13 protein-coding genes are annotated in these 17,084 nt (G+C 73.4%); 5 read left to right on the top strand and 8 right to left on the bottom strand.

What is annotated here, in order from left to right:
- Positions 1-54 precede the first annotated feature (54 nt).
- The 3 genes from EDF34_RS07920 to EDF34_RS07910 are packed head-to-tail and all read right to left on the bottom strand — an operon-like array spanning position 55 to position 3,077.
- Positions 55-984, bottom strand: a complete 930-nt coding sequence (locus EDF34_RS07920) for a type II secretion system F family protein (RefSeq protein WP_123371257.1) — start codon at positions 982-984, stop codon at positions 55-57.
- Entirely contained in the window at positions 984-1,847 is an 864-nt protein-coding gene (locus EDF34_RS07915; RefSeq protein WP_123370839.1) for a type II secretion system F family protein, read from the bottom strand. The genes EDF34_RS07920 and EDF34_RS07915 overlap by 1 nt, the downstream gene beginning before the upstream one ends.
- Before the next feature lie 3 nt (positions 1,848-1,850).
- On the bottom strand, positions 1,851-3,077 hold the full coding sequence (locus EDF34_RS07910) for a CpaF family protein (RefSeq protein ID WP_123370838.1): 1,227 nt from the start codon (positions 3,075-3,077) through the stop codon (positions 1,851-1,853).
- Positions 3,078-3,252: 175 nt separating this feature from the next.
- On the opposite strand from EDF34_RS07910, the gene EDF34_RS07905 reads away from it, so the two are divergent.
- The gene (locus EDF34_RS07905) at positions 3,253-4,161 is read left to right on the top strand and encodes an aldose 1-epimerase family protein (RefSeq protein ID WP_233575267.1); all 909 of its coding nucleotides are present in this window, start codon (positions 3,253-3,255) and stop codon (positions 4,159-4,161) included.
- 62 nt (positions 4,162-4,223) lie between these two features.
- On the opposite strand, the gene EDF34_RS07900 is transcribed toward EDF34_RS07905, so the two are convergent.
- From EDF34_RS07900 to EDF34_RS07890, 3 genes are all read right to left on the bottom strand, one after another.
- Positions 4,224-5,894 (bottom strand): M15 family metallopeptidase, encoded by a 1,671-nt coding sequence (locus EDF34_RS07900; protein ID WP_148076597.1) that lies wholly within the window; start codon positions 5,892-5,894, stop codon positions 4,224-4,226.
- 430 nt (positions 5,895-6,324) lie between these two features.
- The gene (locus EDF34_RS07895; protein WP_123370835.1) at positions 6,325-7,380 is read right to left on the bottom strand and encodes a hemolysin family protein; all 1,056 of its coding nucleotides are present in this window, start codon (positions 7,378-7,380) and stop codon (positions 6,325-6,327) included.
- Positions 7,377-8,696 (bottom strand): hemolysin family protein, encoded by a 1,320-nt coding sequence (locus EDF34_RS07890; protein WP_199737730.1) that lies wholly within the window; start codon positions 8,694-8,696, stop codon positions 7,377-7,379. Before EDF34_RS07890 ends, EDF34_RS07895 begins: the two co-directional genes overlap by 4 nt.
- Positions 8,697-8,911: 215 nt before the next feature.
- On the opposite strand from EDF34_RS07890, the gene EDF34_RS07885 reads away from it, so the two are divergent.
- From EDF34_RS07885 to EDF34_RS07870, 4 genes are all read left to right on the top strand, one after another.
- On the top strand, positions 8,912-9,655 hold the full coding sequence (locus EDF34_RS07885) for a response regulator transcription factor (protein WP_123370834.1): 744 nt from the start codon (positions 8,912-8,914) through the stop codon (positions 9,653-9,655).
- Between the two features lie 4 nt (positions 9,656-9,659).
- Positions 9,660-10,760 carry a cell wall metabolism sensor histidine kinase WalK gene (locus tag EDF34_RS07880; protein ID WP_123370833.1) on the top strand — a complete coding sequence of 367 codons (1,101 nt, stop codon included), beginning with the start codon at positions 9,660-9,662 and terminating at the stop codon, positions 10,758-10,760.
- Positions 10,761-11,046: 286 nt separating this feature from the next.
- The gene (locus EDF34_RS07875; RefSeq protein WP_123371255.1) at positions 11,047-14,817 is read left to right on the top strand and encodes a multifunctional oxoglutarate decarboxylase/oxoglutarate dehydrogenase thiamine pyrophosphate-binding subunit/dihydrolipoyllysine-residue succinyltransferase subunit; all 3,771 of its coding nucleotides are present in this window, start codon (positions 11,047-11,049) and stop codon (positions 14,815-14,817) included.
- 159 nt (positions 14,818-14,976) lie between these two features.
- Positions 14,977-15,570 carry a GDSL-type esterase/lipase family protein gene (locus tag EDF34_RS07870; RefSeq protein WP_123370832.1) on the top strand — a complete coding sequence of 198 codons (594 nt, stop codon included), beginning with the start codon at positions 14,977-14,979 and terminating at the stop codon, positions 15,568-15,570.
- A 45-nt stretch (positions 15,571-15,615) separates the two neighbouring features.
- On the opposite strand, the gene EDF34_RS07865 is transcribed toward EDF34_RS07870, so the two are convergent.
- Positions 15,616-16,221 (bottom strand): PadR family transcriptional regulator, encoded by a 606-nt coding sequence (locus tag EDF34_RS07865; protein WP_123370831.1) that lies wholly within the window; start codon positions 16,219-16,221, stop codon positions 15,616-15,618.
- Positions 16,221-17,024, bottom strand: a complete 804-nt coding sequence (locus tag EDF34_RS07860; protein WP_123370830.1) for a DUF4097 family beta strand repeat-containing protein — start codon at positions 17,022-17,024, stop codon at positions 16,221-16,223. Before EDF34_RS07860 ends, EDF34_RS07865 begins: the two co-directional genes overlap by 1 nt.
- Positions 17,025-17,084: the final 60 nt, after the last annotated feature.

Raw genomic sequence — 17,084 nt, 5'->3', positions numbered from 1 at the left:
TGGTGCGCGGTCGGTGGGGTGCTGCTGGGCTGCTCGGTGGTCGGGCGGCGGGGCTCACAGGCCCACCCGCAGCACGACGAGGCTCGGGAACACGGCGAAGACGACGGTCACCGGGAGGATGACGAAGACGACCGGGATCATCATCGCGACCTCGCGCCGACCACCCGACTCCATGAGGCTGCGCCGCCCTTCCTCGCGCACGTCCTGCGCCTGCGCGCGCAGGACGTCCGCCAGGGGCGTGCCGCGCTCCAACGCGACCGCGACGCCTTCGGCGAACCGTGCCAGGGGCGCCAGCCCAGTGCGGCCCGCGAGCCGGTCGAGCGCTGTGGTCACGGGCGTGCCGGAGCGCGCGTCCGCCAGGGTGCGGGCGAGCTCGGCGGTGAGCTCGCCGTGCGACGTGCGCACGACCCGCTCGAGCGCCCCCGTCGCGCCCTCGCCCGCGGTGACCGCGAGCGCGATGAGCTCGGCGATGGTCGGGAGCTCGGCGAGCATCCTCGCCTCGCGCGCGCGGACCTGCCGCGTCAGCAGCCAGTCCCGCGCGAGCAGCCCGGTGACGCCGCAGATCGCCACGAGCACGACGAGCGCGGGCGTCGCGGTATGGCGGGTCGCCGCGAGGGCGAGGGCGAGGGTGAGCCCGGCGGCCAGGCCCAGCACTCCCCCGACGACCTGCCCGGCACGGAACTGCTCGACCGACTCGGACCGCCCGGCCCGCACCAGCCGCCGCCGCACGTCCGCGGTCGGCGACCCGACCCGGCCGACGAGCCGCACCCCGTCGGCCATGAGCGGAGCGGCGAGCCGCTCGAGTGCGCTGAGAGGACCTCGCGCGACCGGTTCGCCGAGGAGCGCGGACGCCGTGCGCTGCGGTCGCAGGTAGGGCGCCAGCCGCTGGTCCAGCGTGATCCGGCGGGAACGGAGGCGCGAGACGATGAGCACGAGCCCGAGGCCGCCGAGCAGCCCGATGGCGGCGCCCGTCAGCGGGGCGATCACCGCAGCACCCGTGGCTCGTCGGGCAGCCGCGCCACCCGCAGCATGAGCAGGTAGGCGACCACCGTGCACGCCCCGCCGATGACGAGCACCGCGAACCCCGCGACGGTGTCGTACGCCTGCGCCGCCTCGGGACGCGTCGAGAGCAGCGCGAGGACCACCCAGGGCGCGGAGACCGCGAGGCGTGCGGCGTTCACCGTCCACGACTGCCGCGCCTCGAGCTCACCGCGCGTCCGCAGGTCGTCGCGCAGGAACGCCGACAGGGTCCGCAGGAGCCGCCCGAGGTCAGTGCCGCCCACGTCGCGCGTGAGGCGCAGCGCCTCGATGATCCGGTCGGCGACCGGATCGGCCAGGGTGGCCTTGAGCCGGTCGAGGCACTCCCCGAACCGCCCGGTGGCCCGGTAGTCCTCCGCGAACGCGCGGAACGGCGCCTGCAGCTCGACCGGCCCGCGCTCGGCGAGCTGCGCCACGGCCTCGGGCAGCGCGAGCCCCGCCCGGATGCCCGAGCCGAGGTGGTCGACCACGTCGGGCCACAGCTCGCGCAGCCGCACACGCCGTCGCCGGGCGCGCCCGCGCAGGAGCGCCCACGGCCCGAACGCGGCGAACACCGTGAAGCACAGCGCGATGGACGGCGTCCGCGTCACGGCGAGCCCGATCACCAGCACCACCAGGGAGAGCAGCGCGCTCGCCGCGACCATCCCGCCCGGCGTGACCCCGGCGACCCCCGCCTGGACGAGCGTGTCCTGGGTGCGGGTGCGCCACGTGAGTCGCGACGCCGTCTCGTCGGGCGGCGACGGCGGCCAGAACGACCACCAGACGCACGCCAGCCCAGCACCGAGGACGAGCCCGACGACGACCCCCACCGCTCAGTCCCTGGCCCGCAGCAGCGCCGCGAGGTCGATGCCGTTGCGCGCGAAGCGCTCCGCGTGCGGCGGGAAGCCGTCCCCGCGCACGAGCCGGTCGCCGCGCGTCACGAACAGGTCGGCGGTCTCCACGACCCCCTGCTCCACCCGACCCGGCACGGCCACGACCTCCCGCACGCGGCGGCGACCGGAGGCGTCGTGGTCGAGGTGGACGACGAGGTCCACGGCGGACGCGACCGTCGGCACGACGAACCGGTCCGAGACGTTCTCGCCCGCCAGGAGCGGCAGCGTGCAGAGCTTGGTCAGCGCCTCGCGGGCGGAGTTGGCATGGATCGTGCACATCGCGGGGACGCCAGCGTTCAGCGCGATGAGCAGGTCGAGCGCCTCGGCCTCACGCACCTCGCCGACGATGAGCCGGCTCGGCCGCATGCGCAGCGCCTCCTTGACGAGCCGCCGCAGCGGGATCTCGCCGGTCCCCTCCAAGCTCGCCTGCCGGCACTGCATCGCCACCCAGTCGCGGGCCGCGAGCCGCAGCTCGAAGACCTCCTCGCAGCTCACCACGCGCTCCCGCGGCCCGATCGAGCCCGCGAGCGCGTTCAGCATGGTCGTCTTGCCCGCCTGGGTCGCCCCGGAGACCAGCACGTTGAGCCCGGTCCGGACGGCCGCGGCCAGGAACGCCGCCGCGTGGGGCGTGAGCGAGCCGAGCGCGACGAGCTCGTCGAGCCCCGAGGCCCGCACGACGTACTTGCGGATGTTCACCGACCAGTGCCGCCGGGTCACGTCCGGGATCACGGCGTGGATCCGCTCCCCACCGGGCAGGGACGCGTCGACGAACGGGCTCGAGAGGTCGAGCCGGCGCCCGGATGCCTTGAGCATCTGCTCGACCAGGTCGCGCACCTGCGCGTCGGTCAGCATCGTGGTGGTCAGCTCGGCCTCGCCTCGTCGGGCGACGAAGACCTGCGAGGGGCTGTTGATCCAGATCTCCTCGACCTCCGGGTCGTCGAGGTACCGCTGCAGCGGCCCGAGCCCCGCCACCGCGTCGACCACGGCCTTGTGCGCGGCGGCCGGGTCCGGCAGGACGGGGACCGAGCCGATGACCGAGCGCTCGTCGTAGTCCGCCATCGCGTCCGCGACGAGCGCGTCGATCCCCGGGCGGTCGCGCACGGGGTCCAGCCCCCGCCGTCGGATGAGCTCGCGCACCTCACCCTCGAGAATCCCCACGCCGTCCATCGGACCCCCCGCCCGGTTCCTGCCGTTCTGCCCCGCTATGTGGACCCGAACATTAGGGGAACGCGCGGGCCCGCACAGCCCGTTGTCCACAACCAGGACACGACTCACCCGACCGGGTGACACGCCCTGTGGGCGAGCGGCCGTCCCAGCACTGGTCGGCCACTACCGTGTCAACGTGAACATCCCGACCGGCACCCAGCACACCCTCACCCTCGGCGACCAGCACGCGGTCGTCGCCGCCGTCGGCGCGAGCCTGCGCGAGTACCGCGTCGGCGCGCGCGACGTCGTGCTCCCGTTCGACGAGGACGTGCTGGCCCCCGCCTTCTCCGGCGCCGTCCTCGCGCCGTGGCCGAACCGGCTGCGCGACGGCGAGTACGACCGCGACGGCCGCACCTACGAGGTCCCCGTCTCCGAGCACGCCCGCCGCACCGCGCTGCACGGCCTGGTCGCGTACGTCGCGTTCGAGCTCACCGAGCGGGCCGACGACGGCACGTCGCTGACCCTCGAGCACACGATCGTCCCGACCCCCGGCTACCCGTGGGCCGTGCGGATCCGCGTGACCTACCGCCTGAGCGAGGCCGGCCTGAGCGTGCACACCGCGGCCGACAACGTCGGCTCGGGCGTCGCCCCGTACGGCGTCGGGTTCCACCCGTGGCTGTCCCCCGGCGACGCCGCGGTCGACGACTGCACGCTCACGCTCGGCGCCTCGCGCCACGTGACGGTCGACGACCGGCTGCTGCCGACCGGCGACGTCCCCGTCGAGGGTATCGACGACCTGCGCGGCGGGGTCGCGCTGCGCGGAGTCGCGTTCGACGACGCGTGGGTCTCCCCCGACCGGGACGACGACGGGCTCACCTGGGCGCGGCTCGCCTCGGCCGACGGCCGGACCGTGGCCATGTGGGCCGACGCGGGCTGCGCCGCGTGGCAGATCTGCACCGGCGACGGGATCCCCCTCATCGAGCGCCGCGGCGTGGCCATCGAGCCGATGAGCTGTATCGCCGACGCGTTCCGCACGGGCGACGACCTCGTCGAGCTGGCCGCGGGCGACGTGCACGAGATCACCTGGGGCCTGCGCCTGGAGTGACCCCCGAACGACGCGAGGCCCTCACTCCGCGGAGTGGGGGCCTCGTTCTGGTGAGGGGCTGCTCAGCCGTAGTACTCGCCGTCGGCCTTGACGCCCTTGGTGTACTCCCAGTGCCACTTCTCGAACGGACCGCTGCCGCCGGGCTTGGCCCAGGCGGGGTTCTCCCAGCCGAACGTCGGCGCGTTCGCGTTGATCCAGGTCCAGCGCTCGCCGTACGTCAGCTCGCTGCAGAAGTCGGTCGCCAGGCCCCAGCCGTGGTTGGACTTGCCGGGGGCCGCCGCGAGGCCGCCGCGGGTGGCCTTGACGCTGCGCTGCTCGGCAAGGGTGCGGTAGCCGCTCGCGAGGCACATGTCGGCGCCGAACCGCGCGACGTAGGCCGCGTTGAACTCGGCCAGGCTCGAGGCGGCGTCGGCGCGCAGGCGCGTGTGGCCGTCCCACAGGGTGCACAGGTCCTTCTCGGCCAGCAGGCCGTTGCTGCCCGGCGCGCGGACGGCAGGGTCGCAGCCCGGCAGGAGCGAGCGGGTCTCGTCGCGGCTCGCGGCCGCGGCGAGGGCCCGCACGGAGACGGCGCCGTCGGTCGGGACGAGCGAGGCCGGCGGGAGCATCGAGGCCGGCGCGGCGGTCAGCGCGCTGACCGTGCTGGGGAGCGTCGCGTTGGTCAGCGGCTCACCGGAGATGACGGCCGTGCCGGCGATGGCGCCCTGGCTGACCGGGATGACGACCGTGACGGCGGCCAGCGCGGTCAGGACGCCGAGGCGGGTCGCGGCGCGGGCCGGCCGACGGTGCGACTTCTTGGCGTTGGTGGGTGCCGCGGCCTGGCGGCGCAGCGCGCGCGAGAGGTGGTGGGTGCTCGGCTGGAGCGCGGCGGCGGGCTGGGCGTCCGGCTCGGGGCCGTCGGTCGACGGGGATGCGGCGAGGGGCGCCGGATCGACCTCGGGCGCGACGGCCGGGAAGGCGGGCGACGAGTGCGTCGCGGCCGGGATCGCCGTCGTGACGGCCTCCGTGACGGCCTCGGCGGCGGACAGCTCCTCCGGGGCAACCGCGGGGTAGAGCGGCGCGGCGGGGGCGGCCGCGCGGCGCTCGTCGGGCTGCTGCTTCGCGGGCCGAGCCGGCGCCTCGGCCGGACGTACGCCCCTCGCGGGCTCCGCCGGCGTCTCGCGGACCAGCCGCGCGTCGACCGCCCGGATGTCCGACTGCCACGACCCGTTCACCTGGGCGGGGACGAAGCCCGCGGGTGCCGGGGCCGGGCGCGCGGCGGGCGGCTTCACGCCGTAGCGCGCCGTGGAGAAGGCCGTCGTCGGGCGCGGCTGCTCGGGCTCGGGCTCGGGGGTACGAGCGGGCTCGGGTCGCGTCGTCGGCATCGCGGCGCGCGGGTCGAGGCTCGAGGTCACGCCGTGCGGCGTGTGCGCGCTGGCCGTGCCGCGCGGGGCCGGACGGGGGTCGACGGCGTCGGGCCGGTCGGCGCCGGACACGAACGCGCCGTGCGTGGTGCGCGGTGCGGACGTGGGGCGTGCCGGGTGGGCTGCCGCGCCCGAGGTCCAGGCCGGGACGCCGGCCGGGTGGTCCGACGTGCCGGGCCTCGAGATCGCGCGCTGGGCCGCACGCGTCGGGGCGGCGGGAGCGGGAGCCGGGGCTGCCGCGGCGGCGGCTGCCTCCTGGGCGCGACGCTCGGCCTCACGGAGCTCACGTCGGGTCAGCGGTGCCAGGGGGGATGCGCTCTCGACCGACCCCACGACACCTCCCGCTCCGACGATGGCGGCCGCCGAGGCGACCTGGTCCGGCCCGTCGAGACTCCGCTCGACATCGATCCGCCCCCGCGTGACGCGAGGACGTGCCGACGTCGACGCCGGCGCGATCACGAAACCATAACGGCTCGTGGGATCGGTTCCAAGCCCCTGGACGGATGTCCAGCGGACACCCTGGGCACCTGTGCGGCGAGCCTGTGCCGACACGCCGTGCGACACGCCGCCGTCGAGCCGCCGCGCCGCTCAGGGTTCGACCACGGCCTGGTTTGTGAAGGGTGTGTGCAGTTTCACTCGACCGGCCCACGGTGCGTGCGGGCACCCGGCCGTCAGCTCGCCGGTTCGGCATCGGTTCGCCGACCTGGATCGGCGAGATGACAACGAACCGGCGAGCCGTCGACGCGCGAGAAGAGCCAGCCGGTCAGCGGCGGGCGCCCGGCCACTGCTCGCGCTGCATGGCGTCGCGCACCTCGCCGACCAGCTCCTCGAGGATGTCCTCGAGGAACACGACGCCGACGATCACCCCGGCGTCCTCGACCCGCGCGAGATGGGCACCGGAGCGCTGCATCGCGGCGAGCGCGTCCTCCACCTCGTCGTCCGGGCCGACCAGCGCCAGCGCCCGCACGCGCCAGGACGGCACGGGCTGGGTGCGGGACTCCGCGTCGGCGTACAGGACGTCCTTGAGGTGCAGGTACCCGACGGGCAGCCCGGCCTCGTCCAGCACGGGGAACCGGGAGAAGCCGGTACGCGCGACGAGCCGCTCGACCGCGTCCGGCGTGACGTCGGCGGGGAGCGTGACGAGCTCGGCCGTGGCGACCATGACCTCGCCCGCGGTGCGGTCGGAGAACTCGATCGCGCCGCGCAGCAGCCCCTCGGAGTCCTCGAGCAGCCCCTCTGCCTGCGAGCGCTCGACGATCGACTGCACCTCTTGCGCGGTGAAGGCCGAGGAGACCTCGTCCTTCGGCTCGACGCCGACGGCGCGCAGCGTGTGGTTCGCGATCCAGTTGAGCACCACGATGATCGGCTTGACCACGCGCGCGACCCACACCAGCGGCGGGCCGAACATGAGCACCGCCCGGTCCGGGCCGGCGACCGCGAGGTTCTTCGGCACCATCTCGCCGAGCACCACGTGCAGGTAGACGACGACGAGCAGCGCGACGACGAACGCGATCGGGTGCGTGAGGTCGCTGCTGACGCCCATAGCCTCGAGCGGGTCCTCGATGAGGTGGGCGATCGCCGGCTCGGCGACCACGCCGAGGCTCGTCGAGCAGACCGTGATGCCCAGCTGCGCGCACGCGAGCATGAGCGAGACGTTCTCCATGGCCCACAGCACGGTCTTGGCGCGGCGGTCGCCGGCCTCGGCGCGGGGCTCGATGGCGCTGCGGCGTGCGGAGATGATGGCGAACTCGGCGCCGACGAAGAAGGCGTTGGCGGCCAGGAGCGCGATCGCGATCAGGAGCGCGGTGGTGCTGCTCATGCCCGTCCCTCCCCGTCCTCGGTCTCCAGCGCGACGACGCGCAGCCGCTCCACGCGGCGGCCGGCCATCCGTTCGACCTGCAGCAGCACGCCGTCCACGTCGATCGCGTCGCCCTCGGTCGGGATGCGACCCAGGCGGGCCATGAGCAGGCCGCCCAACGTCTCGTAGGGGCCGTCGTCGGGCACCTTCAGGCCGGTGGTCTCGGTGAGCTCGTCGGGCCTCAGGACGCCCGGCAGGTGCCAGGACCCGTCCGCGGCGCGCGCGGCCGACGTCCGGCGGCGGTCGTGCTCGTCCGCCACGTCGCCCACGAGCTCCTCGATGACGTCCTCGAGCGTGACCACCCCCGAGGTGCCGCCGTACTCGTCGACGACGACCGCCATCTGCAGCCCCTGCTCGCGCAGCTCGACCATCAGCGGGCCGAGGTGCACGGTCTCGGGGACCTGCGGCGCGTCGACCATGAGCGCAGCGGCGGGGACCTCGGCGCGGCGCGCGAACGGCACCGCGACGGCCCGACGCACGTGCACGAGCCCGACGATGTCGTCGTTCGACTCCCCGATCACGGGGAACCGCGAGTGGCCGGTCGCCCGCGCCAGGGCCGTCACGTCGGCGGCGGAGTCGTCGCGGCGCACGACGACGAGGCGCTGCCGGTCGGTCATGACGTCGACCGCGGTCAGCTCGAAGAAGTCGATCGAGTTGGTCAGCAGCGTCGCCGTGGACTCGTCGAGCGTGCCCTCCTGCGCGGAGCGGCGGACCAGCGCGGCGAGCTCCTGCGGCGAGCGGCCGCCGGAGAGCTCCTCGCGCGGCTCGATGCCGAACCGGCGCAGCAGCGCGTTGGCGCTGCCGTTGAAGAAGGCGATCACCGGGTGCAGCGCCGTGGTGAAGCCGGACTGGATCGGCACGACGGCGCGCGCGGTCCCCAGGGGCCGCGCGATCGCGAAGTTCTTGGGGACGAGCTCGCCGACGACCATCGAGAAGCCGTTGACGATGACGACCGCGAAGACGACGGCCAGGACCCCGCTCAGCGCGGTGCTGACCCACCCGTCGAACAGGTCGCGCAGCATCCGGCCCACGGCCGGCTGGGTGGTGTACCCGAGCAGGACGGTGGTCACGGTGATGCCGACCTGCGCGCCCGAGAGCTCGGTGGACAGGCGCCGCAGCGCGCGGAGCACGCCCTGCCCGCGGCGGTCGTCCTGCGCGGTCTGCTTCTCGACGACGCCCGGGTCGAGCGTGACGAGCGAGAACTCGCTCGCGACGAACACCGCGGTCCCGAGGGTGAGCACGATGCCGAGGGCGACGAGGAGCCACTCGCTCAGCACAGGGGGCCCCGGATGCTCGGGGCGGCGGACAGTTCAGTGGGGTGGCCGGCATGGTCGGGCCCGGGGATCGAGCCCCGGGCGGGACGCCGGCAGCGACTTGAGCTGCTCATGGTGCCGCCCATCATAAAGGTCCCCGGCCGCGTCGCCAGGGGTGATCCACAGGCGTCCGAGCCGATCTCCCCGCGACTCCCACGGCCCTGTGCCAAGGTGAGGGGATGATGACGACGAGCGGCGGCCGCAACGGCACGACCGTGCTGGTGGTGGAGGACGAGCCGGCGATCGCGCAGGCCATCGCGCGCCGGTTCACGGCCGAGGGATGGGCCGTCGAGGCCGTCGGCGACGGGCTCGCCGGCGTCGCCGCAGCGGCCCGGCTGCAGCCGGACGTCGTCGTGCTCGACGTGATGCTCCCCGGGATCGACGGCCTCGAGGTGTGCCGCCGCATCCAGGCCGACCGTCCCGTGCCGGTCCTCATGCTCACGGCCCGGGACGACGAGACCGACATGCTGATCGGCCTCGGCGTGGGCGCCGACGACTACATGACGAAGCCGTTCTCGATGCGCGAGCTCGTCGCCCGCACCAAGGCGCTGCTGCGCCGGACCGAGCGCGCGGCGCGTGCCGCAGAGATCGCGCAGGCCGCGCACCCCGACCCCCCGGTGGAGATCGGCGACGTGGTCATCGACCGCGCCCAGCGCCGCGTCCAGCGGGCCGGCGCCGAGGTGCACCTGACGCCCACCGAGTTCGACCTCCTCCTCGCGCTGGCCGCGACCCCCAAGACGGTCCTCACGCGCGAGCGGCTGCTCGCCGAGGTCTGGGACTGGGTCGACGCGAGCGGCACCCGGACCGTGGACTCGCACGTCAAGGCCCTGCGGCGCAAGCTTGGCCCGGACCTGATCCGCACCGTGCACGGCGTCGGGTACGCGTTCGAGCCCGCCGACGGCGACGAGCAGGACGGCGCCTGAGCACGTGGCGTCCCCCCGTCACGTCCGCGGCGCCTCGGCCCGGCCCCTGCTGCCCGACGTGCGCCCGCTCGACCAGTTCCGCTCGATCAAGATCAAGCTCGGGATCCTCGTCGCCGCGACGGTGACCCTCGCCTCGTTCATCACCTGGGTGGGCCTCTCGCGGCACCTCGGGCCGACGCGCACGCTCCCCCTCGCCATCGTCATCTCGCTCGTCGTCACGCAGGTGCTCGCGCGGGGGATGACGTCCCCCCTGCGCGAGATGACGTACGCCGCGCGGCAGATGGCGTCGGGCGACTACTCCTGGCGCGTGCGCGCGACGAGCGCCGACGAGGTGGGCCAGCTCGCCTCCGCGTTCAACACGATGGCCGACGACCTGCAGCAGAACGACCAGTTCCGCCGCGAGCTCGTCGCGAACGTCTCGCACGAGCTGCGCACGCCCGTGACCGCGCTGCAGGCGCAGCTCGAGAACATCGTCGACGGCGTCGACGAGGCGGACCCCGCCACCATGGAGGCCGCGCTCGCGCAGACCGAGCGGCTCGGCCGGCTGGTGACCTACCTGCTCGACCTGTCGCGCCTCGAGGCCGGCGACGCCCCCCTGGAGATCGAGCAGGTGCGGCTGGCCGACTTCCTGCGCGAGGCTGCCGAGGGCGCGCAGCTCGTCGGCGCGACCAAGCACCTGCGCTTCCCGGTCACCGTGGAGCCGGCGGACCTGTCCGTCCCCGCGGACCCCGAGCGGCTGCACCAGGTGGTCGCGAACCTCCTGCACAACGCGGTCCGGCACTCCCCGGACGACGACGAGGTCCGCCTGGTCGCCACCCGCGTCGCCGGCGACGTGCAGATCGACGTGATCGACAACGGCCCCGGCATCGCCGCGGCGCAGCGGGCCCACGTGTTCGAGCGGTTCGTGCGCGGCAACAGCCCGTCCACCACCGGCCAGGTCTCGACCGGCGGGACCGGGCTCGGGCTGGCCATCGTCCGCTGGGCCGTCGAGCTGCACGGCGGCCGCATCGAGGTCGCCGACACGGAGTCCGGCTGCACCATGCGGGTCACGCTCCCGGGCGCGGGTGCCCCGCCCACGGGCGAGATCGCCCTCACCACGCTCTGACCGGTCCCGATCCCGGGCGTCTCGGGGGCGCGGCCAAGACATGACCTGGCAGACGGTCCGCCGACCAGGGCTTTTGCCGGGCAAAGGCTCGCAATTGCCCGGTGTTGACCCGCGTGTGTCGAGCGAGTGAAGAGCACTGGTCCGGTGTCCAAGATGGCCGCTTCGAGCATGGGACGAAGGTCCGGAGGCCGTAGTGTTGACACCGACAGAACCGGCAACGACGCGGACCAGGTCCGCAGCGGAAGTGGGCGATCCTCGCGTGTCCCAGAAGGCTGAGCCTGACTCGATGCGCGCCGTTTTCGGCGCGAACGAATGGCTCGTGGACGAGTTGTACGAGCAGTACCTGAAGGACAAGAACGCGGTGGACCCCGCGTGGTGGGACTTCTTCGAGGGCTACAAGCCCGAGGACGTCGACGCCGCTCCTGACGGCAAGCCCGCGAGCACGAACGGCAACGCTGCCGCTCCGACGCCCGCGCCCGAGAAGCCGGTGGACGTCAAGCCCGCCACCGCGACGTCGACGGACGCCAAGACCCCGACCGTCCCGAAGCCGACCGACGAGCCCACGCCCGTCGCGAAGCCGTCGCGCGAGCCGGCCCCGCACACCTCCCCCGTCGCCACGGCGCAGCCGGCCACGGCCCCGTACGCCGAGGCCGCGCTCAAGAGCACGCCGCAGACCGACGACGTCACCGACGAGGTCCAGAAGCTGCGCGGCCCGGCCGCGCGCGTCGTCGTCAACATGGAGGCCTCGCTCGAGGTGCCGACGGCCACGTCGGTGCGCGCGGTCGCGGCCAAGCTCATGGTCGACAACCGCATCGTGGTGAACAACCACCTCACGCGCGGTCGCGGCGGCAAGATCTCGTTCACCCACCTCATCGGCTACGCGCTGGTCGAGGCGCTCGCGCAGATGCCGGCGATGAACGCGGCCTACACCCCGATCGACGGCAAGCCGGGCGTCACGCAGCCCGCGCACGTCAACCTGGGCATCGCGATCGACCTGGCCAAGCCGGACGGCACCCGCCAGCTCATGGTCCCCTCGATCAAGAAGGCCGACACCCTCGACTTCGCGCAGTTCTGGAGCGCGTACGAGGACGTCGTGCGGCGCGCCCGTGGCAACAAGCTCACGGTCGACGACTTCGCCGGCACGACCATCTCGCTGACCAACCCGGGCACGATCGGCACCGTCCACTCGGTGCCGCGCCTGATGCAGGGCCAGGGCACGATCATCGGCGTCGGCGCGATGGACTACCCCGCGGAGTTCGCGGGCACGTCCGAGGACCGCCTGAACAAGATGGGCATCTCCAAGGTCCTGACGCTCACGAGCACCTACGACCACCGGATCATCCAGGGCGCCCAGTCGGGTGACTTCCTGCGGATCCTGGGCGTCAAGCTGCTCGGCGAGGACGGCTTCTACGACCGCGTCTTCGCGTCGCTGCGCGTGCCCTACGAGCCCGTCCGCTGGGTGCGGGACACGTCGAGCGACCCGGACGCCGAGGCGATCAAGCCCGCGCGCATCGCCGAGCTCATCCACTCCTACCGCTCGCGCGGTCACCTCATGGCGGACACCGACCCGCTCGCCTACCGCCAGCGCAAGCACCCGGACCTGGACATCCAGACCCACGGCCTGACGCTGTGGGACCTGGACCGCTCCTTCCCCACCGGCGGCTTCACGGGCAAGAACAACGCCAAGCTCCGCGACGTCCTCGGCCTGCTGCGCGACTCGTACTGCCGCACCACGGGCATCGAGTACATGCACCTGCAGGACCCGCGTCAGCGCCGCTGGCTCCAGGAGCGCCTGGAGTCCGGCTACGCCCGCACCCCGCGCGAGGACCAGCTGCGGATCCTGCGCCGCCTCAACGCTGCCGAGGCGTTCGAGACGTTCCTGCAGACCAAGTACGTCGGCCAGAAGCGCTTCTCGCTCGAGGGCGGCGAGTCCGTCATCCCGCTGCTCGACGCGATCCTGTCGAAGGCCGCGAACAACGGCCTCGACGAGGTCGGCATCGGCATGGCCCACCGCGGTCGCCTCAACATCCTGGCGAACATCGCGGGCAAGTCCTACGCGCAGATCTTCAGCGAGTTCGAGGGCAACGCCGACCCCAAGTCCGTCCAGGGCTCGGGCGACGTGAAGTACCACCTGGGCACCGAGGGCACGTTCACCGCCGAGTCCGGCGCGACGACCCAGGTGTACCTCGCGGCCAACCCGTCGCACCTCGAGGCCGTCGACCCGGTGCTCGAGGGCATCGTCCGCGCCAAGCAGGACCGCATCGACCTGGGCGGCGACGGCTTCTCCGTGCTGCCGATCCTCATCCACGGCGACGCGGCCTTCGCGGGGCAGGGCGTCGTGTTCGAGACGCTGAACCTCGCGCAGCTACGCGGGTACCGCACCGGCGGCACCATCCACGTGATCATCAACAACCAGGTCGGCTTCACCACGGGCCCCTCGTCGTCGCGCTCCTCGCAGTACGCGACGGACGTGGCCAAGGGCCTGCAGGTGCCGGTCTTCCACGTGAACGGCGACGACCCCGAGGCGTGCGTGCGCGCCGCGGAGCTGGCGTTCGAGTACCGCGAGCAGTTCGACCGCGACGTCATCATCGACATGCTCTGCTACCGCCGCCGCGGTCACAACGAGGGCGACGACCCCTCGATGACGCAGCCGCTCATGTACAACCTCATCGAGGCCAAGCGCTCGGTGCGCAAGCTCTACACCGAGACGCTGGTGGCGCGCGGCGACCTGACGATCACCGACGCCGAGCAGGCGCTGCAGGACTACCAGCAGCAGCTCGAGCGGGTGTTCGCCGAGACGCGCGAGGACGGCTGGACGCCGCCCCCCGCCGAGGCCGAGGCCGTCGCGGGCCTGGAGCGCCCGGAGTCTCAGCTCGAGGACGCGGGCGTGATGGTCGGTTGGAAGACCGCCGTCGACGCGAGCCTCATCGAGCGCATCGGCCGTGCGCACGTGCGTCCGCCGGAGGGCTTCACGGTCCACCCCAAGCTCGCGCAGCTGCTGGCCAAGCGCGAGCAGATGTCCCGCGAGGGCGGCATCGACTGGGGCTACGGCGAGCTGCTCGCGTTCGGGTCGCTGCTGGCCGAGGGCACCCCGGTGCGCCTGGCCGGCCAGGACTCGCGTCGCGGCACGTTCGTCCAGCGCCACGCGGTCATGCACGACCGCGAGACCGGGGCCGAGTGGACCCCGCTGCTCTACCTCTCGGGCGACCAGGCCAAGTTCTGGGTCTACGACTCCTCGCTGTCGGAGTACGCCGCGCTCGGCTTCGAGTACGGCTACTCGGTGGAGCGCCCCGACGCGCTCGTGCTGTGGGAGGCGCAGTTCGGCGACTTCGTCAACGGCGCGCAGACGATCATCGACGAGTTCATCTCGTCGGCCGAGCAGAAGTGGGCGCAGCGCTCCTCCGTGGTGCTGCTCCTGCCGCACGGGTACGAGGGCCAGGGGCCGGACCACTCGTCGGGCCGTATCGAGCGGTTCCTGCAGCTGTGCGCGCAGGACAACATGTTCGTCGCGCAGCCGTCGACGCCCGCGTCGCACTTCCACCTGCTGCGCCGTCAGGCCTACCAGCGCCCGCGCAAGCCGCTCGTGGTCTTCACGCCCAAGTCGATGCTGCGCCTGAAGTCGGCGTCGTCGGCGGTCGAGGACTTCACGACCGGCACGTTCCGGCCGGTCATCGGCGACGACCTGGCCGCCGCGAAGGCCTCGCAGGTCGACCGCGTGCTGCTGTGCTCGGGCAAGGTCTACTGGGACCTGCTGGCCGAGCGCGTGAAGTCGGGCGACGAGCGCACCGCGATCGTCCGCTTCGAGCAGCTCTACCCGCTCGACGTCGAGTCGGCCGCCGCAGCGCTGGCGCCGTTCGACGGTGCCGAGCTGGTCTGGGTGCAGGACGAGCCGCAGAACCAGGGCCCGTGGTCGTTCGTCTCGATGCACCTGCCGCAGCTGCTGAACCGCACGCTGCGCGTCGTGTCCCGCTCGGAGTCGGCGTCGCCGGCCGCCGGGTCGGCGAAGAAGCACCAGGCGCAGCAGGCCACGCTCGTCGAGCAGGCGTTCGCCCGCTGACTCCGCAGAGACCCGTGCACGGTGAAGGGTTCGTCACGCCTGGCGTGACGAACCCTTCACCGTCGGACCTCCCGGCGCTGCGACACGCGCTGAGCCCGCCGCCGCGGACCGTGGCCCCCTGAGAGACTGGGACCTCGGCTACGCGAAGGAGTGGTACTGGTGGGTGAGCTGCGGCTCGTGGTGATCGGTGACGAGCTCGTCGCCGGTGCCGGGGATCCCAAGGCGCTCGGCTGGGTGGGGCGCGTCGCCGCCCGCACCTCGGCGCCGGACCGGCTGACCACCGTGGCGCTCGCGGTGCCCGGGGAGACGACGACCGCGCTCGGGTCCCGCTGGGAGGACGAGGTGCGGCGGCGGCTCGACCCCGCGGCCGACAACCGGCTCGTCGTCGGGCTCGGCCGTGCCGACCTGGGCGCGAACCTGTCCCTCGCGCGCAGCCGGCTCAACCTCGCGAACATCCTCGACGTCGCCGACCAGTGGAAGCTGCCGGCGTTCGTCGTCGGCCCTCCCCCCGGCCCCGCCACCGACAGCGACCGGCTCGGCGACCTCTCGGCCGCGTTCGGCGACGTCGCGACGCGGCGCCGTGTGCCCTACGTCGACACCTACTCCCCCCTCGCCGCCCACGAGCAGTGGCTCGGCGACATGGCCGCCGGCGACGGCGAGCTGCCGGGCCAGGCGGGGTACGGCCTCATGGCGTGGCTGGTGCTGCACACCGGCTGGCACGCCTGGCTCGGTCATCCCGACGACGGCGCGTAGCAGCACCCGCACCATCACCGGTGGGTACATCGGCTCGGTCCTTCCTCAGCGCAGGGTGTCCCGCAGGGCGCGGCGCGCGTCGTCCAGCGCGCGCCGGACCTGCTCGACGGTCTCGGCATCGACACGTCCGTGCGCCGACGCCCGCTTGAGGTCCGCACGCAGCTCGTCGCGGAACCGCGTCACCAGCCCGTCGGCCTCGGCCCAGCGGGCGTGGGAGTCGCGGCGCGCGTCCGACGACGGGTCGTGGCCGGGCTTCGCCGCCGCACGGGCCTGACGCGCCTGCTCCTCGAGGTCCTTGCGCAGCCCACGCATCGAGCCCCGCACGTCGTCGCGGACCTGGAACGCCCGGTCGCGGACCGTCTCGGAGATGCCGGCCTCGAGGTGGGTCAGCTCGTCGCGGCGAGCCTCGAGCTCCACGCGGCCGGCGTCGGTGAGCGCGTAGGTGCTCTTGCGCTCCTCGTCGGTGCGCGTGACGAGCCCCTCGTCCTCGAGCCGGGACAGGCGCGGGTAGATCGTGCCGGCGCTGGGCCGGTAGGTGCCGTCGAACCGCGCGGACAGGGCGGTGATCAGCTCGTAGCCGTGCTTGGGACCGGACTCGAGCAGCGCCAGCAGGTAGAGGCGCAGCTGGCCGTGGGCGAACACCGGGGCCATCACGGCGCGCTCCGCAGGACCGTGACGTGGCCGGAGACCGTGTTCGCCGAGACGAAGCAACCGCCGTCGCCCGTCGTCAGGTCCACCTTGCGCTGCGCGGGCTTGCCGTCCTTGTACTCGCGGCCGTCGATCACCAGGCGCCCGGAGACCGACTGGGCCTGCACGCGCACGCCCTGCTCCTGCGGCAGCCGCACGGTCACGTCGCCGGAGACGGTCGAGGCGGTCACGGACGACGAGCCCGTGGTGACGTCGAGCGACAGGTCACCCGACACCGAGTTCGCCTGCACGAGCGTGAGCTCGCCCGACGCCGCGAGCTCGCCGGAGACGGTGTTGAGCTTGAGCGCACCCGCGTGGGCGCGCACGACGATCTCGCCGGAGACCGTGTTGGCCGACAGCCGCCCGCGCGTGCCGTCGGTGACGAGCGAGCCGGAGACCGTCGAGACCGACGCGTCCTCGTCGACCCCGGCGAGCAGGCCCTCGGCGCTCACCGTGCCGACCTTGGCGCGCACCGAGCGCGGGATGGCGATGTGCACGTCCGCGCGGTCCTTGTCGCGGAAGTTGCGGAACTTCTCGAGGAACCCCTCCCAGCCGCCCAGGGTGAACGAGTAGCCGACGCGCAGCTCCCCGTCGCTCAGGGTCACCTCCAGGGGTCGGCCGTCGACGGCGTGCACCTCGATGCGCGTCGTCGGCTCGTCGTGCGCGACGACGTCCACGCGGCCGCCGACGAGCTGCACGCGCAGCGCGTCGACCTGCTCGACCTCGATGATCTGCGGGCCGGCGACGACCCAGGACTCGGTAGGCATTGCTCGCTCCATTCGCGATATATCTCGTGTTGTCAGACACGTTATATCGCGTCTTTCGCG

It is taken from the genome of Cellulomonas sp. PhB150, assembly GCF_003755175.1.
Lineage (GTDB): Bacteria > Actinomycetota > Actinomycetes > Actinomycetales > Cellulomonadaceae > Cellulomonas.
This window is presented reverse-complemented; position numbering and strand designations above follow the sequence as displayed.